This window comes from Brenneria corticis (genome assembly GCF_003115855.1).
Lineage (GTDB): Bacteria > Pseudomonadota > Gammaproteobacteria > Enterobacterales > Enterobacteriaceae > Brenneria > Brenneria corticis.
The window spans coordinates 202,105-227,408 of sequence record NZ_KZ819072.1; the positions used below are offsets into that span (position 1 = coordinate 202,105).

Sequence of the window (25,304 nt, forward strand, 5' to 3'; positions counted from 1 at the left end):
ACCAGTGGCGATTACATTAAGCAGAGTGCGCCACGTCTGCCAGCGAAACATGTAAAGGCTGTGATCTTATGCACAAAAGTAACCCCCTGTTTGTGCAAGCGGTTACACCATGCTGTTATATTGACGGCATGACCCCTGTGCAGCGGCGTTTTACCCGCTGTTGTCGCATAAAGCGTGATAGCGAAGTCAGGCTGTACAGGGAAAGGCACTGGCTGTTTTGTTCAACGCCTGAGCCATGGAAATTAAAATTATCAAGAGGTTATTGTTATGGCGGCGATCCAGCTGGAGAGAGTTAGTAAGCACTTTGGTAAGAATGTAACGCTTCATGATATAAACCTGACGATTGCCGACGGGGAGTTTGCCGTTTTCGTTGGGCCTTCTGGATGTGGTAAATCCACACTGCTAAGAATGATCGCCGGACTGGAAGACGTCACCAGTGGCGAGGTCATGATTGATGATGCGGTGGTCAACGATGTGGCTCCGGCGCACCGTGGTGTCGCCATGGTATTTCAGTCATATGCGCTGTACCCGCATATGACTGTGGCTGAAAACATGGGGTATGGTTTACGCGTTAACGGCGTAGCGAAAGATCAGATTAAACACCAGATCGAAATGGTGGCGAAGACGTTGCAACTTTCTCATCTGCTGGAGCGTAAGCCGAAAGAGCTATCCGGCGGGCAGCGGCAACGTGTCGCTATCGGGCGCGCCATTGTGCGCAACCCCAAAGTTTTTCTTTTTGATGAACCGCTCTCTAACCTGGATGCGGAACTGCGCGTCGATATGCGTTTGCACATTGCCAAATTACATCAGGAACTGAACACGACCATGATCTACGTGACGCACGATCAGGTGGAGGCCATGACGTTGGCCGATAAAATCGTCGTGATGAATTATGGTAAAGTTGAGCAGGTTGGTTCGCCAATGGAGCTTTACTATCATCCAGTTAACCAGTTTGTGGCTGGTTTTATCGGTTCGCCGAAAATGAACTTCCTGCCTGCCCGGGTATTATCCTGGGCGCCCGATATGCTCAAGGTTAACATCGCCGAACAGTTGGATCTCGAGCTTTTACTGCGTACCGCAGAACTGGCGGTCGGTAGCGCTGTGACGCTGGGGGTGCGCCCTGAACACATCAGGCCGCTGGGGGAGGGGATTCGCCTCTCCTTTGGCTGCGAGGTGGTTGAGCGGTTGGGCAACAGCACCTATCTTTTCGGGCAATGTTGTGGCATTGATAACTTTAAACTGCTGCTGGCGGGCGACAGCGATTTTAAACCATACCAGCATATCGATGTGTTCTTCTCTTCGCGTAATTGTCTGGTATTTAACGAGGAAGGGATACGCATTAACGAGGTCGATCAATAAATTACGTGAAAGCGCCTGTTGTGTAACCTCCCACTCCAGTGCATTGATAACGCTCAGAAGCGGGAGGTCGGGAATTAACTGGCAAGCCGGTAAAAAGGCCCGTCAACCCGAAGGGTGCTGAGCCTTATTCCTGAGCGGAGACGACTACCACCAGGCTTCAGCCTGAATCCCGAAGTTTAGGGTATTGCTGCGATCGTCGTTGAAACGGTTTTTGTTTTCATCCCCACCGTTCAGATAAGCCACGAAAAAACGCAGCTCCGGGCGTGTCAGCATCGGAATATCGGCGCTGAACGCATGAGCAAGGGTATATTTTTGCCCGCTGTATTTGCTTTCATCACCGCTGGTCCAGGTATCGGTTTTACGGTAGGCTCCAGCTTCCAGATACGTTTTCTGATTTTTGGTCCAGGCGTACTGCCCTCGCGCCACGGCGGAGAATAGCTCTGTGCTGTCGCGCCAGCGGCTGATTTCATCCGCTTTACCATAGGTGAGTACATGGCTCAGCGAAATCTTATCGCCGAGCGGCAGATCGCCTGCCTGAATCACTCGATAGCCTTTGGCGCTGTCGTTGAGGTTCCAGACGTCATACCAGCCGCCCCCTTGATCCACCATATTATGCGCCAATCCCTTGTCGGCGTATTGCAACACCAGTTTCTGATTGGATTTAAGGCTGGAGAAATAGTGGCTGAGTTCGCCCGTCAACATGACTGAGTTCTTAACATCATATTGCGAGTCTTCAATAGTGAAGATATTTTTTTGTACGTCGGATTCATTCGGTATGGCATAGGTGATGCCGAATTCCGTCCATGCGCCGTCCCAGGGTTTCCAGCCGGCATAACGGGCGTCCAGGAAGTTGATATTCAGATCGTCGTATACATCCGCTTTATTGTTACATTCCTCGCTGTTTGCGCTGTCGGCGCAGCTGATTTCCATATTTTCCGCATCGCCGCGAATCCAGGCGAATGAGAACGCGCCTTCGCCCGCTTTGATATTTTCAATCCCCGCGCCGGCGCCGGATATATTCCAGTATTTTGTGTCGATGATATGGAGATCGTGTCGCTGGTAGTAGCGTTTACCCGCCCAGACCACCGCATCCGGCAGACCGGGGACAAAACCTTTGGCTTGCAGATTTAACTGACGTAATCCAAATTCGGCATCATCGTCTTTCGTGGTTTCATTGTCGTTTGAGCCATCGGATTCAAAAGAGATCATGCTGTCAAAGTAAAACGTTTTCCCATTTTCATTATAAAGCTGTTGGCCTAACTGAATTTCGCCGTAGGTATCATCTTCATTACCCAGCCTGCCAACATAGGCTTTATCGGCTGTTTGCTGTTTCCCATGATTTGAAACTCCGACACCAGAACGGAAGTACCCTGAGAAATCAACGGAATAAGAAGGGGTTGCCACTATTGCCAAACTCAGGGCAACGGATGTAGTCAGCAGTTTTCTTTTCATAATCTACCTTTCACTTATTCGGATAAGAAGGGGACGTAACATCAATTGAATTGTGGTAAAGCGGTTACACTAAATTTCGAGGGGATTATGAGGTAATAAAATAGCCCGTGACATGATTACACTCACAAAATACAAAATAGTCACACGGGGTTTTACAATGGTTTAACGTTGTTTTAATTTGATTTTATATGGCATTTCAATGATTTTTCATGGTGTGAGCATATTGCTGTGTGATGTAATTAGTTACATATGCTAATAAATATGGAGAACTTAGCATTTAAATTTTTTATCGCTATGTGGGGATTAAGGAATGACACGGCAAAAATGAGTGAAACAACGCACTAAGAGTAAGCCATGCACTGTTACCCGGCATATTGCGGAGGCGTGATGGCTGGGATTAATGTGATGAAGAAGGTAAAAAGCGGCGGGAATGGAGGGGAAAGGGAACTGACAGTCGTTTGGCGAACCGCGGGGTAAGGCACCCACAAGGATATCTTGCCCTGCGAGAGGAACGGGTCGCTCAATCTTTAACGCTTCACCGTAACCGATACCGCCGATCTATTGGTCACTAAACCATTATTTCTTTTGCGGCGGCGCGCCGACCGAATGACGGCGAACCAATGTCGGACTGAACATATTGGTGGTTTCTTTGAGCGGTTTGCCATGGGACAGCGCAATGGCCAGCTCCGCCGCGTGTATAGCCATCGCGGACACGGGATAATGCACTGTGGTTAAGCGCGGACGCAGATAGCGAGCGATCAGTACATCATCAAATCCGACCACGGATATATCCTGCGGCACGTTGATGCTGTTGTCGCTCAGCACCGACAAGGCGCCGGCGGCCATGGAGTCGTTGTAACACACCAGGGCAGTCATATTACCGCCACGGCTGAGCAATTCGGTCATGGCGGATTCTCCGCCCAGCTCATCCGGCGAAGCCCGAGCAATCAGGCGTTCATCCAGTTCAATACCGTGCTCCTGTAACGCATCGATATAACCTTGCAGACGATCAAATGAGTCGGAAATTTGGTGATTCGAGCAGAGAAAGCCGATTTTCTGATGTCCTTCCTGAATCAGATGCCGGGTAGCCAGCCAAGAACCGTAGCGGTCGTCCAGCGCCACACAGCGGGTTTCATAGCCCGGCAGGGTACGGTTGATTAGCACCATATCGGGAATATGGCTCATCAATATCGCCAGTTCCCGATCGGAAATCATTTTTGCATGGACCACCAGCCCAGCGCAGCGATGACGAATCAGCTGTTCGATCGCTTTTTTCTCCTGCTCGGCGTTGTGATAGCCGTTGCCGATAAGCAGGAATTTTCCTGTTGCCTGAGCGATCTGTTCCACTGATTTGACCATGATTCCGAAGAAAGGATCGGAAACATCCGCTACCACAATGCCGAGCGTTTCCGCACTTTGATGGGCAAGGGCTCGCGCATTTGCGTTCGGATGATACTGTAACTCGGCCATGGCTTTATGCACGGCTTTGCGTGAAGCGCTGCTGGCTTTAGGGGAATCATTGATAACACGTGAAACCGTTGCAACGGATACACCTGATAGACGAGCGACATCCTTTATTGTTGCCATTGAGTATTCCTGAACAGTGAAACGCGTTGTCGTGTAACATAAACACCAGGGGTTTTTATGTTTTATATACCTTTCTTCCTTGAAATTGCAGCACTGCTGGCTGCACTAGCCCCCTTTGAATCACTTATCTGCGTAAGTGTGCTGGGACTCGTTTGTGAGCCATCTTGCTGAAAGCCTCTCCCACTCCAAGGACTTTGAGGTATAGCCTAACGCACTGGTTATGAGAAAAAACAGGTGATCGTACTTACAAGGTACAGGCTTTTATTGATGTTACCTATTCATTCCCTTTTTGCGTTATCCAGACCGTACTTATGTGATCGATATCACTATCAAGAGTAACTTCTCACTTCCCAAAAGTCATCCTGTGGTTTAAATTTAGGGTAACCGGTTACACTAAGGTCGTTATCGAAACCCCCTTATCAGTTTATATTGTTTATTATTAATCAGTTATGTAATTAATATAGAGTGAAACATGTTACATACCCTGTTACATACAAGGCGGTTATTTTTATTGCCTGGCAGACGTAACTTCCATTTCCCCAGGTGTTTACCCGAAAAAAAACCGGGCGTTGCGCATCAGCCGGATGCCGCCGGGAAATATCGCCACGGCGAAGGGTGTCTGTCCTGTTTTGAGGAGTGATCTATGCCATTTGAACCAACCGAGCACCCGCATCGTCGTTTCAACCCGCTGAAAGGGGAGTGGGTGCTGGTTTCCCCGCACCGCGCCAGACGTCCATGGCAGGGGCAGCAGGATGAACCCGATCGCCGCGCGTTGCCGCCGCACGATCCGACCTGCTATCTGTGCGCCGGAAATAAGCGGGTTACCGGAGAGGTGAACCCGTCGTATCAGGGAACCTTTGTGTTCACCAACGATTTTTCGGCGCTGATGGAGGATACCCCGACGCTATCGGCCGGCGAAGATCCGCTGTTTCGGATGCAGAGCGCCAGAGGCGTCAGCCGGGTGATCTGTTTCTCGCCGGATCACGGCAAAAGCCTGCCTGAATTGCCCTTGCGGGCATTGAAAAAGGTCATCGATACCTGGAGCGAGCAGGCGGCGGAGCTGGGGCGGCGCTATCCCTGGGTTCAGGTTTTTGAAAACAAAGGCGCGATGATGGGGTGCTCCAACCCGCACCCGCACGGACAGGTATGGGCCAACGATTTTTTACCCAATGAAGTCCAGCATGAAGATCGGCAACAGCGCGCTTATTTTGAGCATTACGCTACGCCTCTGCTGCTGGATTATGCGCGGCGCGAGCAGGCGGACGGCGGGCGGCTGGTGGTGGAAACCGAACACTGGCTGGCGGTGGTGCCCTACTGGGCATCCTGGCCGTTTGAAACCCTGTTGCTGCCGAAGTTCGCCGTACGGCAGTTGCCGCAGTTGAGCGAGGCTCAGCGTGAGGATTTGGCCCTGGCGCTGAAAAAACTGACCAGTCGTTACGACAATCTGTTTCAGTGCTCGTTTCCCTATTCCATGGGGTGGCACGGCGCGCCCTTTAACGGCGAAGAGAATAGCCACTGGCAGCTGCACGCCCATTTTTATCCGCCGCTATTACGTTCCGCCAGCGTGCGCAAGTTTATGGTCGGTTACGAAATGCTGGCGGAAGCCCAGCGCGATCTGACGGCGGAACAGGCAGCCGAACGCCTGCGCGGCGTCAGCGATATCCATTTTCGTGAGCAAATTTGAGGACCGGGTATGAGCCGTATTGATGTTTTGCGCCACTCCGTCGATGCAACCTTTCAACGCCTGTTCGGTTACGCGCCGCAGGCGCATATTCAGGCGCCGGGACGGGTGAACCTGATTGGCGAGCATACCGACTACAATGATGGTTTTGTCTTACCCTGCGCCATTGATTACCAGACGGTGATCGGCGCGGCCGCCCGGCAAGACCGTCTCGTGCGGGTAGTGGCGGTAAACTGCGATAGCCAGCAGGATGCATTTGATCTGACGCAGGAGATAGCGCCGCATGGCGAATATACCTGGGCGAACTATGTGCGCGGCACGGTAAAGTTTTTGCAGGCGCGCGGCTTGCCGATCGGCGGCATGGATATGGTGATTGCGGGCAATGTGCCGTCCGGCGCGGGACTAAGCTCGTCGGCCTCGCTTGAGGTCGCCGTCGGACAAACGTTCAAGACGCTGAACCGTCTGGATATCAGCCAGTTGGACGTGGCGCTCGTCGGCCAGCAGGCGGAGAACGATTTTGTCGGCTGTAGCTGCGGTATTATGGATCAGTTTATTTCGGCGCAGGGGCGGTCGGGGCATGCGTTACTGATCGACTGCCGGTCGCTGGAAGGGCGGGCGGTCCGTATGCTGGAAGGGTTCGATATCCTGATTGTCAATTCCAACGTGCGCCGCGGACTGGTGGACAGCGAATACAATACCCGCCGTCGGCAGTGCGAGGCGGCGGCGCGCCATTTTGGCGTCAGGGCGCTGCGCGATCTGTCGCTGGAGCAGTTTACGGCGGGCATGGCGGGACTGGATCCGCTGGCGCTAAAACGCGCCCGCCACGTCATTAGCGAAAACAGCCGTACGCTGCAAGCGGCCGATGCCCTGGCCCGTCAGGACGCCAAACGCCTGTTTGCCTTGATGGCAGAGTCTCACGTTTCGATGCGCGACGATTTCGAGATCACCGTTCCCCAGATTGATACGCTGGTGGAGTTGATTCAGAACCACGTCGGTGAGCAGGGCGGAGCCAGAATGACCGGGGGCGGTTTCGGCGGCTGCGTGGTGTCGCTGGTGCCGGCGGCGATGACCGCCGACATTTGCCGGATGCTGGAGCGCGACTACCCGGCGCGCAGCGGATTGCCGCCTTCAATCTATCTCTGCCGTCCGTCCGACGGCGCCGGCCGGCTGAGCTGAGCCGCTTTTGGCGTCATGTGACGCGGGCCGCATCAAGGCAGCAAAAACAGCGTTGCCAGCCCGAGGAAAATAAAAAATCCGCCGGTATCGGTGATGGCGGTGATCATCACGCTGGAGCCAATGGCGGGGTCGCGCCCGAGCTGCACCATAACCAGGGGGATCAGCACCCCCATCAGCGCCGCCAGCAGCAGGTTCAGCAGGATCGCCAGCATCATGACGCCGCCCATTTCGGGGCTGCCGTACAGCGCGAAGGTGATAAGCCCCATCACGCCGCCCCATATCAGGCCGTTGACCAGCGCCACTCCCAGCTCTTTCAACAGCAGATAAGACTTTCTGCCGTGTTCCAGCTGATGCAGCGCCAGCGCGCGGACGATCATGGTGATGGTCTGGTTGCCGGTATTTCCGCCCAGGCCGGCGACGATCGGCATCAGGGTGGCCAGCGCCACCAGATGCGACAGCGTGTTTTCGAACAGGCCGATAACGCGTGACGCCACCAGCGCGGTGCACAGATTGATGGCCAGCCAGCCCCAGCGGTTACGCACGGCTTTGTAGACCGGCGCGTAGACGTCCTCGGAGGGGGTTAACCCGCCGGAACGGCGCAGATGGCTGTCGCTTTCCTTATTGACCACGTCGACGATATCTTCCACCGTCAGGCGCCCCATCAGTTTACCTTTGCTGTCCACCACGGCGGCGGAGATCAGGTTATAACGTTCAAAGGCCCCGGCGGCGTCCGCCGCCCGATCTTCCGGCTGAAACATGGTCGGCTGTTTATCCATGATGGCGGCTACCGACGTCCCCGGCGCATTAAGCAATATATTGGCCAGAGACAGCTCGCCAATCAGGGTGTTCTTGCGATCGGTGACGAACAGCTTATCGGTGGACTCCGGAATGGTTTTCCGATAGCGCAGATAGCGTTGTACCGCGGCAAGGGTAACATCGGCCCGTATGGTGGTGAGTTTGAAATCCATGATATGGCCGACGCAATCTTCGTCATAATCGATCGCGCCACGCAGCTGCGCGCGCTGCTTCGGCTCCAGCGAGGTCAGTATCCGCCCCAGCAGATGGCGGGGGATCATGCGCGCCAGCTGAGCCTGTTCGTCAACATCCAGCACGCGGACCGCTTTCAGAATCTCTTTATTCTGCATATCGCCGATAAGATCGTCCGATATGCTGTCGGAGGCCTCGATCAGCACCCGTCCGCGCCGGTCTATGGGGATCAGCCGCCAGAGCGCCAAACGTTCGTCATGAGGCAGCGACTCCAGCAGGTCGGCCAGGTCGGCGGCGTGCAACCCGATAATCAACCGGCATATTTCGGCCGTCTGGTCGAGCAGGGTCTTACGTTCTGTGGCGCTGTCTCCTGGCTGCCGGTTGAGAATGTTATCAACCAAGTCGCCGTTTTCTAACAGTAAAAGCGATATGCGACGCCGGATGGCGGTGAGTTTTTTTACATTCGACATGGGTTTCTTATACTCGGTATGGTTTTATTCCCGTTCGTGCTGAACGGTTGGTGCAACTGACTAAACGTAGCGCAAAATCAGTGGATTAAGAATAGGACGGTTTGCGGATTAATGCCTGAAAGTGGTGAATCGGGTGCATAAAAAAACAGCGGGACGCGGATGCCGCGAATCGATGGCGTGACGGAGCGCGCGGATGAAGAGGTTGAATAATCGGGTATAAAACGGTCGCGGAGCGGCGAACGCTATTCTTTCTGGTGGATTACTAGGTCGGAAGCGGTGAGGGATTGTTCGACGCGCTGTTGCTGTTTGTCCTGATGATGGGCGAACGCGCTGATAGCGGAGTAAGCAAAACGGCCTAAGAGGATAATAAAGCTGATCAGCAAAACGGCACGGGCAATGCGTGAACTACTTCGTCGCGGTCGCATTGATATTCGTCGTTTATGGGTAAGCGTGGACATTACCGTAAAATCTCCTGTGGAAGCGAACACTCGCTGTGATTAATTTAGGCACAAGCGTTGGCGCAGGTCAATCCATCAGGATAAAAAAATGAAAGGCGCCGCCGCCTTTCACTGCGGCGGTAAAACGGCGGCGCCGCGCGGGGCGACGGGCCGAAACGCCGAGGAAAAGCCAAGCCTCGGCGTTATCGGCATCCGGTTCAGGTCGGCTCTTCTTCGATATTCAGTTTCCAGCCGGCGACATCCTTCCAGTATTCCTGCTCCCGTTCCAGATCGAGCTGCACCAGGGTGTTCTGGGCGAAAAAGCCCGCGGGAAAAATCAGCGTCCAGTGGTTATCGTCGGTGAGCAGGCGCAGCGTGGCTGGCGTGGTGGTGGCCTGCCGCTGATTGTTCAGCAGGGTGGCCAGGCGCAATAGCTGAACCATGGGCAAATACTGCTTCTTTTTAAACAGGTTCAGGCGCGGGAACTCTTCCAGCTTGATGGCTTTGCGATGCAGCCGCACGATCAGCGCCAGCAATAGCTGCTGTTCCTGATTGAAGCCGGGCAGGTTGGTATTTTGCAGAATATAGGCCGAATGGCGGTGCATGCCGCTGTGGTTTATGCCCAGCCCGACCTCATGCAGCATGGAAGCCCAGTTGAGGATCGCCTCAAGCTGCGGGTGCACCAGACTGGGGTTTTGCTGCGCCCATTGGGCGTACAGCGACTCGGTGGTTTCCCGCACCCGGCGCGCCTGTTCCCGATCGATATTGTAATGGCTGGCGAGGCTTTGCGCGGTGCGGATACGGATATCCTGATGACGGAAACGGCCTTCCATTTCATACAGTACCCCTTCCCGCAGCGCGCCGTCGGACAGACGAAGCTCCTTGATCGCCAGTACGTCGAAAATGCCGCACAGAATAGCCAGCCCTGGCACCAGCACCGACTGCCGGTCTTCCGGCAGCCCCGGCAGACTCAGCGCCTTGAACGACTTAAAGCGCAGCACATGGTCGCGCAGCATTTCCAGACGTTCCGGCGTAATCAGGCCGTCTTTCTCGCCCATTTCCAACAGAATTTCATGGGCGGCCTTAATGGTGCCGGACGCCCCTAGCGCATATTGCCAGCCGTAGATACGGTATTCCCAGGCCAGCGTCTCCAGCTTCTGGGCCGCCGCCAGCCGGGCGCGCTTAAAATTGGCCGCGCTGATTTCGCCATGGGGGAAAAACTGCTGGGCAAAGCTGACGCAGCCCATACGGCGGCTTTCCACCAGCATGGGCTCAAAGTCTTCGCCGATCACCAGTTCGGTGGAGCCGCCGCCAATGTCGATCACCAGTTTGCGGCCCTTTTCCGGCTGGGTGTGCTCCACGCCCATGAAAATCAACCGCGCCTCTTCATGGCCGGAGATGATTTCAATCGGATAGGGAATGATTTCCGCCGCCCGGCGCAGAAATTCCTGGGCGTTGGTCGCCTGGCGCAACGCATGGGTGCCGACAATGGAGACATTCAGCGCCGAGAACCCCTGCAACCGTTCGGCAAACAGCGCCAGACAGCTTAAACCGCGCTCCATCGCCTCTTCGCTGAGCCGGTTTTGGCCGTCCAGCCCGTCGGCCAGATGAACGCGCTGTTTTAAACGGCTAAGCACCTGAAGCGCGCCGTTTACCACCCGGGCGATCACCATATGAAAGCTGTTGGACCCCAGATCGACGGCGGCGAATTCCTGGGGTTTTACGACATCGTCGTCTTTATTCGTTAATGGCATTATTCAGGCTTATCCTCGGGTTGCTCAAGCGCCTTGATGTAATCATAAATGGCATTTTGCGCGCGTACTTTACGACGGTTGCCGCGCAATACATAGCGATTACTCAGCTCTTTATCAATCACACGGGCTTTCACCGTATCGCTGAACAGAATGTCCAGGATCTCCAGAATACGATTTTTCAAAATGGGATCGAGCACTTCGACGGCGACTTCAATACGGTAATCGATGTTACGCGTCATCCAGTCGGCGGAGGAGAGATAGACTTTCTTGTCTCCTCCGTTATTAAACACGTAAACGCGATCGTGTTCCAGATAGCGATCGACGATGCTGATCGCCTGAATATTTTCGCTGATCCCCGGTAGGGCGGGGATCAGCGAGCACATACCACGAACCAGCAGATTGATTTTCACCCCGGCGGCGGAAGCCCGATATAGCCTTTCCACCAGCCCTTTATCCACCAGGTTATTCACCTTAAGGGTAATGCTCGCGTCGATATTCGCCAGCGCATTGTCGGTTTCCTTATCGATCAACTGATAAAGCTTGTCGCGCGAATTCTGGGGAGAAACCAGCAGATGCTCAAAGGAGACGGGGCGATAGGGGTTTTCGATGAAGTTAAATACCCGGCGCACTTCATTGGTGATGCGTTCGTCGGCGGTGATCAGCGAGTAGTCGGTGTAGAGTCGGGCGGTTTTTTCATTGAAGTTGCCGGTGCCGATATGGGCGTAACGCACGATGTTGTCCCCTTCACGGCGGGAGATCAAAAACAGCTTGGCGTGAATTTTCAGCCCCGGCACCGAGAAGATCACGTGAACGCCGGCCTCGGTCAGCCGTTTGGCCCAGTGAATATTGGCCTCTTCATCGAAACGCGCCTGCAGCTCCACCACCACGGTGACTTTCTTGCCGTTGTGCGCGGCGTGGATCATCGAGGTGATGATGCGGGAATCTTTCGCCACCCGGTAAATATTGATTTTGATGGCCAGCACGCTGGGGTCGAACGAGGCCTGGCGCAGCAGCTCCAGCACATGCTCGAAGGTATGGTATGGATAATAAAGCAGTACGTCGCGTTCGCGAATGGCGTCGAAGCCATTGCGGAAGTGGCCGAACCACTCGTGGCGCAGGCGCGGCAGCGCTTTGTTGACCAGCGCGGCGCGGCCGACGTTGGGGAACGAAATAAAGTCTTTAAAATTGTGGTAACGGCCGCCGGGGATCACCGAGTCATAAGAGGAGATTCCCAGCTTCTCCTGTAGTATCGCGACCATCGCATCCGGCATATCGCGCTGATAAACAAAGCGCACCGGCTCGGCCGTCAGCCGCTGCTTGAGGCTGGAAGACATCAGTTCCAGCAGGCTGGACTCCATTTCGGTGACCAGATCGTACTCCGCATCGCGCGTCATTTTCATCGAATAGGCGTTGAGCGCGTCGTAATCGAAAAATCCCTTGAAAATGTCATTCAGGCAATAGCGCAGAATGTTATCGATCAGAATCATGGTCTTGCGGCGGCGGGGCGCTTCCGCCGGCAGGTTGACGAAGCGGGGAACCTTGTCCGAGGGAATTTCCAGCAGCGCATAATTGATGCGATCGCCGCGGATGATTTCCACCGCCAGATAGGTGTAGTCATCTTTCAGGAACTGCACCAGATTGGTGTCGTGCAGGATCAGTATCGGGGTAATGTGCTGGCGTAAATGCTGCCTGAAATACTCGCGCAGCCAATCCTGCTGATTCGGGGAGACCTGGCGCTCATTAACCAGGAAAATCTGGTTGCGCGCCATTTCAAGCAATAACTCGTTGTAAAGATTGTCAAAAATTTGATCGGTTTTCAGCACGCGCGCCTGAATCTTGCCTAAAAGGTGGCGTAAATTGCCGTCTAAACCTTGCTCTTCGTTAATCAGGATGCGTCTTTTCAGATCGGCAAAACGGACTTTATAAAACTCATCGAGATTGCTGGAGTAAATGCCAAGAAAGCGCATACGCTCAATCAAGGGGTTGCTTTTATCTGCCGCTTCCTGAAGTACACGCTCATTAAAGGATAACCAACTTAACTCTTTTTCAATATAGAGTTTGTCCTGACTCATTGTCACTCCGGTAAACTATGGTGCTGAAGGTCTATCCAATATCCATCAACATTATGGCGCGTTCATGACGTGAAAATCCAATTCGCGGACGGCGTCGCCATCGTTATATTACGAGCATAAAGGCAACATATGCTACCTGCTTTTCCGGTGGGGACAATGCATGAAATCTCTCTGACGGTGAAAGATCAATGGGAAACACAGGGAACATACGGTATCAGGATCGTCGGCGAGCATTGTTGAATCGTCTGACGCGCCGTATTGTGGCGGGCGGCGGGATACTGGTGCTGATTTTCTTCTATCTGCTTACCCCCTCGTTTTTATGTGATTGATCAAGATAATGGATATTGTTCGCCAATTGTCCGTGCCGGAAGAAAAATTGATGATAAAATGCGCGCACTAACGGTACGGATAAACGGCGGAAAAATGAGATTTAGCACCATGAATGAAGGCGAAATTATTACCGAGCTTTGCCGGAGAATAAAAGATGCTCGAATCCAGCAGCGCTTATCTCAGGTTGATCTCGCCGAACGTGCGGGGTTAGGTATTGCAACCATTAAACGCGCCGAGATGGGCGAGTCGATCACGCTCAGCAGCCTATTGTCCATTTTGCGTGGACTTAATCGTTTGCAACAGTTGGACGGCGTGTTATTTGATGCCGAGGTCGAATCATTTAACGCCCAGGTGCGGGGCGAGAAAAAACATACCCCGCTGCGCATCCGGAAGAAAGCGTCCGCCTTCCCTGAAAAAACCGTTTCCCGACGCCAGGATGTTAAAAAAGCGTCTGTCAGCACGGTCGACTGGTATATCTCCGCCGCCGAAAATAATGTTATCTGGTCATGGCCGGAGAATGAAAAGAAATAGTCGGTTTAATAAGAGAGAGCACCAGTTTATTTATCTGATGTATAAATGAAATCGGTTAATGGCTCGCTGCTCATTAACCGATTTCCGCATTAAAAATAAACGATTACTCCCGCAAAAACGTTATGCGGGATTGCTTGGGAATTAACCGATCGTATTCGGCCATTAACGAGTTTATTCACAGATTACGACTTTAATGGCTAATCCGCCTCGTGATGTTTCGCGATATTTGGCGTTCATATCTTTACCGGTTTCGTACATGGTTTCGATGACCTTATCCAGCGACACCCGCGGTTCGCTGGCGCGGCGCAGCGCCATGCGGGCGGCGTTAATCGCCTTAACGGATGCGATGGCGTTACGTTCAATGCAGGGAACCTGAACCTGACCGGCAACCGGATCGCAGGTCAGCCCCAGATTGTGTTCCATACCAATTTCCGCCGCGATGCAAACCTGCACCGGATTGGCGCCGAGTAATTCGGCCAGGCCCGCCGCCGCCATGGAACAGGCTACGCCGACTTCCCCCTGGCAGCCGACTTCGGCGCCGGAAATGGAGGCATTCATTTTATACAGCAGGCCAATAGCCCCGGAGGCTAAAAAGTAGCGTAAATAGGATTCGGGGGTAACAGGCTGAATGTAGTGATCATAATAGGCCAGTACGGCAGGAATAATACCGCAGGCGCCGTTGGTCGGCGCGGTAACCACCCGTCCGCCCGCCGCGTTTTCTTCTGTGACGGCCATCGCAAACATATTGACCCAGTCCATCGCATCCATGGGGTCGCTGGAGAAGCGATCGTTAATCAATAACAGACGGTGCAGCGCGGATGCGCGGCGCGGCACTCTCAGCGGTCCGGGTAATACCCCTTCGGTATTCATGCCGCGATGAATGCCGTTTTGCATGACTTGCCAGACATCGGCGAAATAGCGTTCGATGGCCTCGCGACCATGCATGGCGATTTCGTTTTTCATGACGATCGCCGACAGGGAAAGGCAATTGTCCCGGCAATGCTGCAATAGTTTTTGGGCGGAAAAAAACGGATAAGGGGCATTTTCCTCCGCCCCGGTGGTTTTACCGAAATTCTCCTGATCGACAACAAAGCCCCCGCCAATGGAATAATAGGTTTTACTGTAAACCGGTTCCTGATGATGGTAGGCGTGGATCGTCATGCCGTTTTCATGCAGCGGCAGGTTTTCCGCTTGAAAAAGGATGGCGGTTTCCAGCGGAAAACTGACTTCATATTGACCGTTCAGCAGCGGTAACCGATGAGTTTCTTTTATCTGCTGGATAAACATCGGAATACGGTCAATGTCAACGCTATCCGGCAGGTTGCCGGCTAGCCCCATAATAATGGCGATATCCGTATGGTGGCCTTTTCCCGTCAGCGACAGGGAACCATATACCTCAACAACGATCCGCGTTACCGATGAAATAAGCGCTTTATCGACCAGATCATCGGTGAACATTTTGCCAGCTTTCATCGGACCCACGGTGTGCGAACTGGAAGGTCCGATACCGATTTTGAAAATTTCAAATACGCTGACCATAACGATTTCCTTTAAAAAACGCCGGTAGTCGAAATAACGCTACCGGCGTGGAAAGAGGCGAATCAGGAGTGGGAATAATCGTACCGCTGGCGATTAACCGAACAGGCTGTAAACGATGGCGGAGATAGCGATCAGCCCCATAACGGTGACGAACAGGTTGCTGATATGGCCGCTGTATTTTTTCATCGCCGGCACTTTCTGAATGGCGTACATCGGCATCAGGAACAGCAGGCAGGCGATAATCGGGCCGCCCAGCGTTTCGATCATCCCCAGAATGCTGGGATTCAGCGTGGCGACGAGCCAGGTTGTCGCCAGCATAAACAACGCGGTAATGCGATTCAGTTTGCCGCTGGAGATGGTTTTCCCCTTACTGCGCAGCGACTTCACAATCATGCCGTTGAAACCTTCGCCGGCTCCCAGATAGTGGCCGAGAAACGATTTGGATATGGCGATGGTGGCGATAACCGGCGCCAGGTAGCCCATCAGCGGATTGTTAAAGTGGTTGGCCAGATAAGACAGGATAGAGATGTTCTGTTCCTTGGCTTCCATCAGTTCGGTCGGAGACAGGCTCAGCACGCAGCTGAACACGAAGAACATCACGGTTATCACCATCATGATATGGCTGTAACCCAGAATGCGGGCGCATTTCCTCTCGGCTTGATCGCCATACTCTTTACGCTTGGCGACCGCAAAGGAGGAGATGATCGGTGAATGGTTGAATGAGAAAACCATTACCGGGATCGCCAGCCATAACGTCGCCAGCAAACCGTTGCCGGTTACGTTATTCGCCAGGGAAACATTCTCGAAAACAGAGGTATTCCAGTGCGGTATTAAATACAGAGCCAGCAACATCAAAACGGCGACAAAAGGATAAACCAGAATACTCATTGCCTTGACAATCATGGTTTCGCCAAAGCGGACAATAAACATTAATCCCAGGATCAATATTAATGACAGCAGCGCTCTTGGCGGAGAAGGCAAATGCAGCTGGTGAGTAATAAAGCTGTCAACCGTATTGGTAATCGCCACGCTGTAAACCAGCAGAATGGGGTAAATTGCGAAAAAATACAGCAAGGTGATTAATTTTCCAGCGCCGACGCCGAAATGTTCTTCAACAACTTCTGTAATATCTTCACCACCTTTTTTACCGGATAATACAAATCGACACAAAGCGCGGTGGGAATAATAGGTCATCGGGAAAGCGATAATAGCCATGATAATTAACGGGATCAGGCCGCCGATACCGGCATTTATCGGCAGAAATAACACGCCGGCGCCAATGGCCGTGCCATATAGGCCGAGCATCCACACCGTATCGCTTTTGCGCCAGCCTGAGGCCTGTTCTAATACCTGGCCGCTATCTTGAATTGTGCTCATGCCGTTTCTCCTAAGTGAACACAGTGTAAAAATACCGTACCGGCAAGTTGCCGTTACAGGGATAATTGTGAATAAGACATATAAAAGCTATGTCGATGGGTAATTCTTTTTTGTGGCTGCATTCTATATTTTACGTGGCGATGAATAATATTGAGGTGATCACATAAATGGATTTAAATAATTTATTTTAATAAATTTTAAAGGGAATTAAAACATCAATTATGATACTTTATTTTTATTTTTTTTAACGGCTCTTTCTTGATGCGCTAATTTATTTTTGATAGATAAAAAACGAGCAAAAATAAAAATTATTAAAAACACGGATAGTGGAAATAATAAACATAATTTCAGCGATGTCACGTTTTCGCTTTTAGCGAACAGCCAGGCATAGCGCGGCGTATGCCTGGCGGCGAATCAGACCGGCAGTTTTTCCTGCGCCCAGCGCAGACCGCTGTGGTAATCATCCGTCAGCATGGCGGCCAGCGATTGCAGGCTTTGCCGCAGCTGAGCGGTATCCTGGGCGGGTAAATTCAGATGGCCGACCTTACGCCCCGGGCGCACCTCTTTTTCATACCAGTGCAAATGAACCAGCGGCAGCGACAGCCAGTCGGTATTGACGTCGGTGCCGATCAGATTGACCATCACCGAGGCGTTGCTTACCACCGGCGCCGGCATCGGCAGATCCAGAATCGCCCGCAGGTGCAGTTCGAACTGGCTGATAGAGGCGCCGTTTTGCGTCCAGTGGCCGCTGTTGTGTACGCGCGGCGCGAGTTCATTAATCAGCAGACGATCGCCGACAATGAAACATTCCATCGCCATCACGCCAACGTAGCCCAGTTCGTCCATGATGGCGGAGAGCATCCGTTCCGCCTGTTGCTGCAACTGCGGCGCCGGCCGGGGCAGGGCGACGCTGGCGCGCAGAATGCCGTCCTGATGCAGATTATGCGTCAGCGGATAAAAAACGCACTCCCCGTGCGCGTTGCGCGCGCCGACCAGCGACACCTCGCCGGAAAAATTGATGCCCTGTTCAACGATGCATGCGCCATAGCAGTCCGCCGGTAACGCGTGCTGCTCGCCGTCCCGCAGGCGCCACTGTCCGCGGCCGTCGTAACCGCCGACGCGGCGTTTAACGATGGCGAGCTCGCCAAGCCGGTTAAAAACCTGCGGCCACTCCTCCTCGGCGGCAAGCAGTTGCCAGGGGGCGGTTGCCAGATTCAGCTCGTCCAGCAGCTGTTTTTGCGTCAGCCTGTCGGCCAGACGCGGGAAAATATCACGGTTGACGAACGCGGTATGCGCCGCCAGCTCACGCGTAAGCGCCGTTTCCGGCCAGCGCTCGATTTCAGCGGTAATGATGCTGTTATGGAAAGGCACCGATTCCGGCTCCGCGTCCAGCCCGACCGGGTAAACCGCGATCCCCAGCGGTTCGCCGGCCTGGCGCAGCATTCTTCCCAACTGACCATCGCCTAATACGCAGACCGGTTTCATGCTTCCTCCCGCGGGTCGGGGTGGGATAACACTTCATCGGTCTGGCTCCGCCGCCAGTCAGCCAGGCGCGCGGCGATGGCGCCGTCATGCAACGCCAGAATCTGCGCCGCCAGCAGCGCGGCATTGGCCGCACCCGCTTTGCCGATGGCCAGGGTGCCGACCGGCACGCCGCGCGGCATCTGAACGATGGAGTAAAGGCTGTCGATGCCGCTCAGCGCGGCGCTCTGCACCGGCACGCCCAATACCGGCACCAGGGTTTTGGCCGCCAGCATGCCCGGCAGGTGAGCCGCCCCGCCCGCGCCGGCGATAATCACCTCGAAACCGTTGCTTGCGGCCTGTTCGGCGAAGCTGAACAGCTTATCCGGCGTTCGATGGGCGGAGACGATTTCCACATGAAAAGGAATCGCCAGCGTAGTGAGGATTTCCGCGGCAAACTGCATGGTGGCCCAGTCACTCTTTGAACCCATGACGATGGCGATTTTAGCCGGGGCAACGTTGGATGACATGCCTGTAAAGCTCCTGTGATGTTACATGGTGGTGGTGCGGCATCCGCCAGATAGTGGGTGCGCTGGCGTTGAGGGCGTAGAGCATATCACGACTGCAAAGTGAGGAAAACGGTTGCGTACGCCCGAAAAACAGCGACGGCGGCCAGCCGCGGGGGTGAAAAGGGGTCAGAAAGGGAAAAAAATCAGTTCGATATCATGCTCCGTCACTTTGATCATCGATCCTTCGTGATGCCAGGCGCCCAGCACCGCGCGCTGCGCGCTGAAATGACCGGCGACGATCTGATGAATGGCCGGACGATGGGTGTGGCCGTGGATCATGACGTTGACCTGATAGTGTTGCAGACGGGCGATAACCTGTTGCGGATTGACATCCATAATCTGCTGCGATTTATACTGGTTGGCGCGCTGACTGGTCGAGCGCATTTTTTCCGCGATGCGCAGGCGCAGGCGTAAAGGCAACAGCAGGAAAAGACGCTGGATCAGCGGATTATGCACCCGGCGGCGAAATTTCTGATAGGCGCGGTCGTCGGTGCACAGCGTGTCGCCATGCAAAATCAGTATTCGCCGGCCGTACAGATCCAGCACGTTTTCCGTCGGCAGCAGCGTTAAGCCGCTGCGCCTGGCGAAGCGCCTGCCGAGCAGAAAGTCCCGGTTGCCGTGCACGAAATAACAGGGAACGCCTTGTTGATGTAATGTCCGCAAGGCGTCGGCGACCGTCGCGTGCAGCGGCTGCGGATCGTCATCGCCGATCCAGGCGTCAAACAGATCGCCCAGAATATAAAGCGCATCCGCATTTACCGCTTCCTGGCGTAAAAAACGCAGAAAACCGGCGGTGATCGCCGGTTGATAAATGTTTAAATGCAGGTCGGCAATAAATAGTGTCGCCATGCTGCGGCGGTTACTCGCTGACGGTAACGCCGGTGATCACCACGTCTTCTTTGGGAACGTCCTGGTGCATGCCGCTGCGGCCGGTTGCCACGCCTTTGATTTTATCCACCACGTCCATACCTTCAGCCACTTCGGCGAATACGCAGTAGCCCCAGCCGTCCGCACGCTCTGAACGGAAGTTCAGGAAGTCGTTGTCAACCACGTTGATAAAGAACTGCGCGGTGGCGGAGTGCGGATCGTTGGTGCGCGCCATTGCCAGCGTGCCGCGGGTATTTTTCAAGCCGTTGTTGGCTTCGTTTTTAATCGCGGCCTGGGTTTCCTTCTGTTGCATGCCGGGAGCGAAACCGCCGCCCTGGATCATAAACCCATTGATAACACGGTGAAAAATGGTGTTGTCGTAAAAACCGCTGCGGCAGTAATTCAGAAAGTTTTCCACGGTAGCCGGCGCTTTGTCGGCGAAAGTGTTAATGACGATATCGCCGTGGTTGGTATGAAACGTGATCATAGTAATAAGCCCTACATAGCCTTGGTAATGAACAACGACGCTCACAAAATGCGGTGAACAATCAAGAGCGCTCTTATAACATAACTGGCTTGCCGAGTCAGTACAGGCTGGCGCATAACCTGGGGGGAGCGCGGTCAATCAGCGCGCGATATCGCGCTTGTCCAAATAAACTGATTTAATATCAAAAAGTTAGTTAAGTTATTTGAATGAGATTTTTATTGCGCCAGATCACTGTTTTTCATAATTTGCTTGTCGTTTGTTTGTCACCCGGATTAGTCTGAGAGCGATTCTTATTACCCTTAAATAACACTAAATCAATAGATAGGTGAATTATGCTGAACAGTATTAATCGAGTATTGGATAAACCCGATTTCGGGAAGTTGTTACTGCGCGTGTCGTTCAGTATCCTGATGCTGTTTCACGGCTGGCACAAGGTCCATAGCGGCATTGGCGGCGTGCAGAAAATGCTGGTGGAAGCGGGTATTCCAACATTCGTCGGTTATGGCGTCTATGTCGGTGAAGTCATCATTCCGATTCTGTTGATTCTGGGCATTTTCACCCGTCCCGCCGCGTTGATTTTTTCCTTCACCATGCTGACCGCCGCGTTTCTGGCGAATCCGAACGATTTATTCGTACTGACTAAAACCGGCGCGTGGATCGCGGAACCGGCGGCGGTATTCTTCTTTGCCGGCCTGGCTATCGCTTTCCTCGGCAGCGGCAGATATTCGGTGGTCTCCAATCCGCGCTGGCGCTGACGGCATTTGCGCCGTCGCCACGGCAGTTTTGTTCCCGGCCCGGATAATTCCGGGCTTTTTTGCGGCGCGCCATCCCTGACCGCCGCCCTGACGGGCCGTCCCGGGGACGACGTCAAAAAACGCTCCCGGCGTTTTTTTAGCGCTATTCCTTAGCGGTTATCCGTTTATTCCTTTGCGTCAGTCTTGCAATAGCGCAGGGTTCAGGTTTCAATACGCCGTCAGGGTTGTAAAGCCCTTGGCAAAATGATGTTACTCACGCTTACAGCGAACGATGATCCACCTATCCTGCGAATACCATGGAATGCCTGATGCTAAAGATTTTTAATACGCTGAGTCGCCAAAAAGAGGAATTCAAACCTATCCACGCTGGTCAAGTCGGGATGTATGTTTGCGGGATCACCGTTTATGACCTGTGTCATATTGGCCACGGGCGTACTTTTGTGGCGTTTGACGTGGTGGCGCGGTATTTACGCTATTTGGGATATTCGCTGAAATACGTGCGCAACGTTACCGATATTGACGATAAAATCATTAAGCGGGCGGCGGAAAATGGTGAAACCTGCGATCAACTCACCACCCGGATGATCGCCGAAATGCACGCCGACTTTGATGCGTTGAATATTTTACGTCCGGATGAAGAGCCGCGCGCCACCCATCATATTGCCGAAATCATCGAACTGGTTGAAACGCTGATTGCCCGACGCCACGCCTATGTGGCAAGCAACGGCGACGTGATGTTTTCCGTCGCCACCGCCCGCGGCTACGGCGCGCTCTCCCGTCAGGATCTGGATCAGCTCCAGGCCGGCGCGCGGGTAGAGATTACGGAAGTTAAGCATAACCCGATGGACTTCGTGTTGTGGAAAAAGTCCAAACCCGGCGAGCCGCACTGGTCTTCGCCGTGGGGCGAAGGGCGCCCCGGCTGGCATATCGAATGTTCGGCGATGAACTGCAAACAGCTGGGCGAACATTTTGATATTCACGGCGGCGGTTCGGATCTGATGTTCCCGCATCATGAAAACGAAATCGCCCAATCCACCAGCGCGCACGACGGCCCGTACGTGAACTATTGGATGCATTCCGGCATGGTGATGGTCGACCGGGAGAAAATGTCGAAATCGCTCAACAACTTCTTCACCGTGCGCGACGTGCTGGCCTATTACGATCCTGAGACCGTGCGCTATTTCCTGATGTCGGGCCACTACCGCAGCCAACTGAACTACAGCGAAGAAAACCTGAAACAGGCGCGTTCCGCGCTGGAGAGGCTGTACACCGCGTTGCGCGGTACGGACGGCAGCGTTGAAGCGCAGGGGGGGGAGATATTCGTCGCCCGTTTCCGTGAGGCGATGGACGATGATTTCAATACTCCGGAAGCCTATTCCGTATTGTTCGATATGGCGCGGGATATTAACCGCCTGAAGACGGAAGACCCGCATGCGGCCAATCAGCTGGCGTCGGAGCTGCGTAAGCTGGCGAAAGTGCTCGGCCTGCTGGAGCAGGACCCGGAAGTGTTCCTGCAAAGCGGCGCGCAGACCGATGACGCCGAAGTCAGGGAGATCGAAGGGCTGATTAAACAGCGTAAGGACGCCCGTCAGGCAAAAGACTGGGCGCTGGCGGACCAGGCGCGCGACCGGCTGAATGAGATGGGCATTATTCTGGAAGACGGGCCGCAGGGAACCATCTGGCGCCGTAAGTAATTCGTTGCCGCTTTAGCAAAATAGAACCCCGCCGAAGCGCTATCGGCGGGGTTTTTTATGCGAACATCCTAGGCGCTGACTTCCACCGCGGCGCCGTCAAACCGCACTTGCTGACCGGCAACGATTTTGCAGCGCTTGCGCGTCTCCGTTTGCCCGTCGACGGTGACCTCTCCCGCGGCAATCGCCACTTTGGCCGCGGCGCCGCTTTCACTCCAGCCCAGCAGTTTCAGTAAATCGCACAGTTCAACGTGCGGGTGATCGTCGAGATGAAAAATTTCCATAATTTCCTGATTTATATGCGTTAAGTATGTATTACCGCGCGGCGTTATCGTGATACTCCTCGCAGGCCTGCAAGGTGTTCTGAATCAAGGTCGCGACCGTCATCGGTCCGACGCCCCCCGGCACCGGGCTGATATATGACGCCTTTTCCCGGGCGCCGTCGTAGTCGACGTCGCCGACCACCCTGCCGCTTTCCAGACGGTTGATGCCGACGTCCAGCACGATGGCGCCGGGTTTGATCCATTCGCCGGGAATAAAGCCGGGTTTACCCACGGCGACCACCAGCAGATCGGCGTTTTCAATATGGTGGCGCAGATTCTTGGTGAAACGGTGAGTCACCGTGGTGGTGCAGCCGGCCAGCAGCAGTTCCAGGCTCATCGGGCGGCCGACGATATTGGAGGCGCCGACGACGACGGCGTTCAGGCCGAAGGTGTCGATATTGTAGCGCTCCAGCAGCGTGATGATTCCACGCGGCGTACAGGCCCGCAGCAGCGGCGCGCGCTGGCAAAGACGCCCGACGTTATACGGATGGAAGCCGTCGACATCCTTATCGGGCGCGATGCGCTCAATCACCTTGGTGTTATCAATGCCTTCCGGCAGCGGAAGCTGAACCAGAATGCCGTCAATGGCGTTGTCCGCGTTAAGCTGGTCGATTAACCCCAGCAATTCGGATTCCGTCGTCGTGGACGGTAAGTCATAAGAACGTGAGATAAAGCCGACTTCTTCGCAGACCTTGCGTTTGCTGGCGACATAAATCTGTGACGCCGGATGCTCTCCAACCAGGATAACCGCCAGACCCGGCGCACGTTTACCCGCGGCCAGGCGCTGTTTTACCTGCGCAGCGACTTCGTCTTTAACCTGCTGCGCAATCGTTTTACCATCAATAATCTTTGCTGCCATCTGAGATGAGATCCATCAATTTTAAATGCGGGGGAAGTGGCGCTATTTTGTCAGAAGCCGCGCGCGCTGTCAGGCATTGTGTAAAGATAATCATAACAATGGCGGCAACTCTGGGCCGCCGCCATGGCGCCATCTACCTTGTCAGCACCAGTTTTCGACGTTGTTGATGCCAGCGCCAGCCGCGTTGACCTCCATCAATCCGTACGCCCCCAAGCCAGCGTTCAGCCGGATAACAGTTCATCCAGTCCAGACGATTGGCCAGCAATGCCCGGCCAACCTCGCTCAGACTCAGGACGCCCGAGGCCGCATCCAGCGACAGCGCGGGTTCCGGCGCCAGCCTCAGCCCGTCGATAATGTCGTCCAGCATGATATCGCCCAGCCAGGGCAAGGGATCATGGTGTTCCGTCAGGGTGTGAAAAAGCTGCTTTGGAGTGTGTGGACGTTCCGCCAGACAGCGCAGCGCCAGTTGTTCAGTCAGGCCCAGTCCATTCTCTATGCCGGGAAACTCCTGGCAATGGCGCAGTAGCGCCTGCGGCATAAAGGGAAGGTCGGCGGCAACCGCTGTCGCCAGCGACAGCAACGTCGAGGGATTATCCGAACGCAACCGTTCCCACACCTGACGGCCCAGACGGCATTGCAGCGGGGTAACGGGCTGACGAGTCTGCCACAGCAGCAGCAAAGCTTCGGTCGGCAACTGGCCGAGGCCGAGAAAACGGCGGCTGCCGGGATAGCGATCGACGGTGACCATTTCGAGCAGCGGAGCAGGGTGCGCGTCGAAATGCGCCAGACAGCGCGCCAGAATCAGCTGATCGTAGCTGTCATGTTCAAACCATAATACGATGCGCCGATAATTTTCGCCGGCGGATAACAGCGTGCGTTCCTCCTGTTCACGCTGTTGCAGAAGTTGTTGCCGGCTGATGCCCATGCGCGAGGTATAGTGGCTGGCAAGAAACGCTACCCGCTGCGGCAGCCAGTCGTCGCTGGCAAGCACTGGACCCTGACAAAAAGGATCGCTATAGGCCAGATAGTCGCCCTGGAATCCGGCCTGCCGCAGCGGCTGCTGAATGTCCGAACCACAGCGGATATGTAAGGTGGAGAGCGCGTGATCCGGCGCGCTGCTCTGGGCGTCGATCACCTTTCTGGCGTGCGTCATCGCTTCCACATGCGCTTTCAATCTGGGCCAGCTTGGCAACCCTAATTCCTGGGCGATGATCCACTGCGCGTCGCTTAGTCGGCCGTACCGTTCCGCCAATTGCGCTGGCGTTAAATCGGGGCGGTAACGGCGAAAGCGGGCAATTGCCTCGGGATGAGATTGCCTGATGGCATCGCGCAGCGCTTTGGCGCGTTTACGCTGTTGCTCAAGATTAATGCGAAAGGGTGAGGATAATACGGAAGATTGGGATGACGTCATGGTTGCGCCCCTTTTCCAAGGTCCGAGTCCGCCGGTCAGACAGAAAAGGGAAAGCCGTATGGCATACCGATTCATCGATCATGGGCGCAGCCCTTCCCGCGGACAAGGTGGCGCTGATCGCGCCTCCAG

21 protein-coding genes are annotated in these 25,304 nt (G+C 54.3%); 7 read left to right on the plus strand and 14 right to left on the minus strand.

What is annotated here, in order from left to right; genetic code table 11:
* The first annotated feature begins 267 nt into the window (after positions 1-267).
* Positions 268-1,359, plus strand: coding sequence for an ABC transporter ATP-binding protein (locus DDT56_RS02835; RefSeq protein ID WP_136164991.1), 1,092 nt, complete (start codon positions 268-270; stop codon positions 1,357-1,359).
* 144 nt (positions 1,360-1,503) lie between these two features.
* On the opposite strand, the gene DDT56_RS02840 is transcribed toward DDT56_RS02835, so the two are convergent.
* Both DDT56_RS02840 and galR read right to left on the minus strand, forming a co-directional pair.
* Positions 1,504-2,811, minus strand: a complete 1,308-nt coding sequence (locus DDT56_RS02840; protein ID WP_136164992.1) for a maltoporin — start codon at positions 2,809-2,811, stop codon at positions 1,504-1,506.
* 576 nt (positions 2,812-3,387) lie between these two features.
* A complete protein-coding gene (gene galR / locus DDT56_RS02845) occupies positions 3,388-4,398 on the minus strand; it encodes an HTH-type transcriptional regulator GalR (protein WP_136164993.1) in 1,011 nt (336 codons plus the stop codon).
* Positions 4,399-5,041: 643 nt separating this feature from the next.
* On the opposite strand from galR, the gene galT reads away from it, so the two are divergent.
* Positions 5,042-6,082: a galactose-1-phosphate uridylyltransferase gene (gene galT, locus DDT56_RS02850; RefSeq protein WP_136164994.1), complete on the plus strand. Its 1,041-nt coding sequence runs from the start codon at positions 5,042-5,044 to the stop codon at positions 6,080-6,082.
* A gap of 9 nt (positions 6,083-6,091) precedes the next feature.
* Complete coding sequence (gene galK, locus DDT56_RS02855) at positions 6,092-7,255, plus strand: galactokinase (protein ID WP_136164995.1); 1,164 nt, start codon at positions 6,092-6,094, stop codon at positions 7,253-7,255.
* Between the two features lie 32 nt (positions 7,256-7,287).
* Here the strand turns inward: galK and mgtE are convergent, their stop codons facing one another.
* The 3 genes from mgtE to ppk1 all read right to left on the minus strand — a co-directional run bounded on the left by mgtE (position 7,288) and on the right by ppk1 (position 12,975).
* Positions 7,288-8,712, minus strand: coding sequence for a magnesium transporter (mgtE, locus tag DDT56_RS02860; protein WP_136164996.1), 1,425 nt, complete (start codon positions 8,710-8,712; stop codon positions 7,288-7,290).
* Positions 8,713-9,367: 655 nt separating this feature from the next.
* The gene (gene ppx / locus DDT56_RS02870; RefSeq protein ID WP_136164998.1) at positions 9,368-10,903 is read right to left on the minus strand and encodes an exopolyphosphatase; all 1,536 of its coding nucleotides are present in this window, start codon (positions 10,901-10,903) and stop codon (positions 9,368-9,370) included.
* On the minus strand, positions 10,903-12,975 hold the full coding sequence (gene ppk1 / locus DDT56_RS02875; RefSeq protein ID WP_136164999.1) for a polyphosphate kinase 1: 2,073 nt from the start codon (positions 12,973-12,975) through the stop codon (positions 10,903-10,905). The genes ppx and ppk1 overlap by 1 nt, the downstream gene beginning before the upstream one ends.
* 188 nt (positions 12,976-13,163) lie before the next feature.
* Between ppk1 and DDT56_RS24320 the strand changes: the two genes are divergently transcribed.
* Together DDT56_RS24320 and DDT56_RS02880 are read left to right on the plus strand one after the other, a co-directional pair.
* Positions 13,164-13,304 carry a hypothetical protein gene (locus DDT56_RS24320; RefSeq protein WP_168197551.1) on the plus strand — a complete coding sequence of 47 codons (141 nt, stop codon included), beginning with the start codon at positions 13,164-13,166 and terminating at the stop codon, positions 13,302-13,304.
* A gap of 94 nt (positions 13,305-13,398) precedes the next feature.
* On the plus strand, positions 13,399-13,836 hold the full coding sequence (locus DDT56_RS02880; RefSeq protein WP_136165126.1) for a helix-turn-helix domain-containing protein: 438 nt from the start codon (positions 13,399-13,401) through the stop codon (positions 13,834-13,836).
* A 171-nt stretch (positions 13,837-14,007) separates the two neighbouring features.
* Here the strand turns inward: DDT56_RS02880 and DDT56_RS02885 are convergent, their stop codons facing one another.
* The 6 genes from DDT56_RS02885 to ppiB form a co-directional block, all read right to left on the minus strand.
* A complete protein-coding gene (locus DDT56_RS02885) occupies positions 14,008-15,375 on the minus strand; it encodes an L-serine ammonia-lyase (RefSeq protein WP_136165000.1) in 1,368 nt (455 codons plus the stop codon).
* 93 nt (positions 15,376-15,468) lie between these two features.
* Positions 15,469-16,752: an HAAAP family serine/threonine permease gene (locus DDT56_RS02890; RefSeq protein ID WP_136165001.1), complete on the minus strand. Its 1,284-nt coding sequence runs from the start codon at positions 16,750-16,752 to the stop codon at positions 15,469-15,471.
* Between the two features lie 414 nt (positions 16,753-17,166).
* Positions 17,167-18,237, minus strand: coding sequence for a 5-(carboxyamino)imidazole ribonucleotide synthase (gene purK / locus DDT56_RS02895; protein WP_136165002.1), 1,071 nt, complete (start codon positions 18,235-18,237; stop codon positions 17,167-17,169).
* A complete protein-coding gene (gene purE, locus DDT56_RS02900; protein WP_136165003.1) occupies positions 18,234-18,743 on the minus strand; it encodes a 5-(carboxyamino)imidazole ribonucleotide mutase in 510 nt (169 codons plus the stop codon). The genes purK and purE overlap by 4 nt, the downstream gene beginning before the upstream one ends.
* A gap of 165 nt (positions 18,744-18,908) precedes the next feature.
* Positions 18,909-19,631, minus strand: coding sequence for a UDP-2,3-diacylglucosamine diphosphatase (lpxH, locus tag DDT56_RS02905; RefSeq protein ID WP_136165004.1), 723 nt, complete (start codon positions 19,629-19,631; stop codon positions 18,909-18,911).
* 10 nt (positions 19,632-19,641) lie between these two features.
* Positions 19,642-20,136, minus strand: a complete 495-nt coding sequence (gene ppiB, locus DDT56_RS02910) for a peptidylprolyl isomerase B (RefSeq protein WP_136165005.1) — start codon at positions 20,134-20,136, stop codon at positions 19,642-19,644.
* A 332-nt stretch (positions 20,137-20,468) separates the two neighbouring features.
* On the opposite strand from ppiB, the gene DDT56_RS02915 reads away from it, so the two are divergent.
* Complete coding sequence (locus DDT56_RS02915) at positions 20,469-20,891, plus strand: DoxX family protein (protein WP_136165006.1); 423 nt, start codon at positions 20,469-20,471, stop codon at positions 20,889-20,891.
* A 308-nt stretch (positions 20,892-21,199) separates the two neighbouring features.
* Complete coding sequence (cysS, locus tag DDT56_RS02920) at positions 21,200-22,585, plus strand: cysteine--tRNA ligase (protein WP_136165007.1); 1,386 nt, start codon at positions 21,200-21,202, stop codon at positions 22,583-22,585.
* Between the two features lie 68 nt (positions 22,586-22,653).
* Here cysS and ybcJ read toward each other — a convergent pair whose 3' ends face one another.
* The 3 genes from ybcJ to DDT56_RS02935 all read right to left on the minus strand — a co-directional run bounded on the left by ybcJ (position 22,654) and on the right by DDT56_RS02935 (position 25,175).
* Positions 22,654-22,866: a ribosome-associated protein YbcJ gene (ybcJ, locus tag DDT56_RS02925; protein ID WP_136165008.1), complete on the minus strand. Its 213-nt coding sequence runs from the start codon at positions 22,864-22,866 to the stop codon at positions 22,654-22,656.
* A gap of 31 nt (positions 22,867-22,897) precedes the next feature.
* On the minus strand, positions 22,898-23,764 hold the full coding sequence (gene folD, locus DDT56_RS02930) for a bifunctional methylenetetrahydrofolate dehydrogenase/methenyltetrahydrofolate cyclohydrolase FolD (RefSeq protein ID WP_136165009.1): 867 nt from the start codon (positions 23,762-23,764) through the stop codon (positions 22,898-22,900).
* A gap of 133 nt (positions 23,765-23,897) precedes the next feature.
* A complete protein-coding gene (locus tag DDT56_RS02935) occupies positions 23,898-25,175 on the minus strand; it encodes a DUF1835 domain-containing protein (RefSeq protein WP_168197561.1) in 1,278 nt (425 codons plus the stop codon).
* Positions 25,176-25,304: the final 129 nt, after the last annotated feature.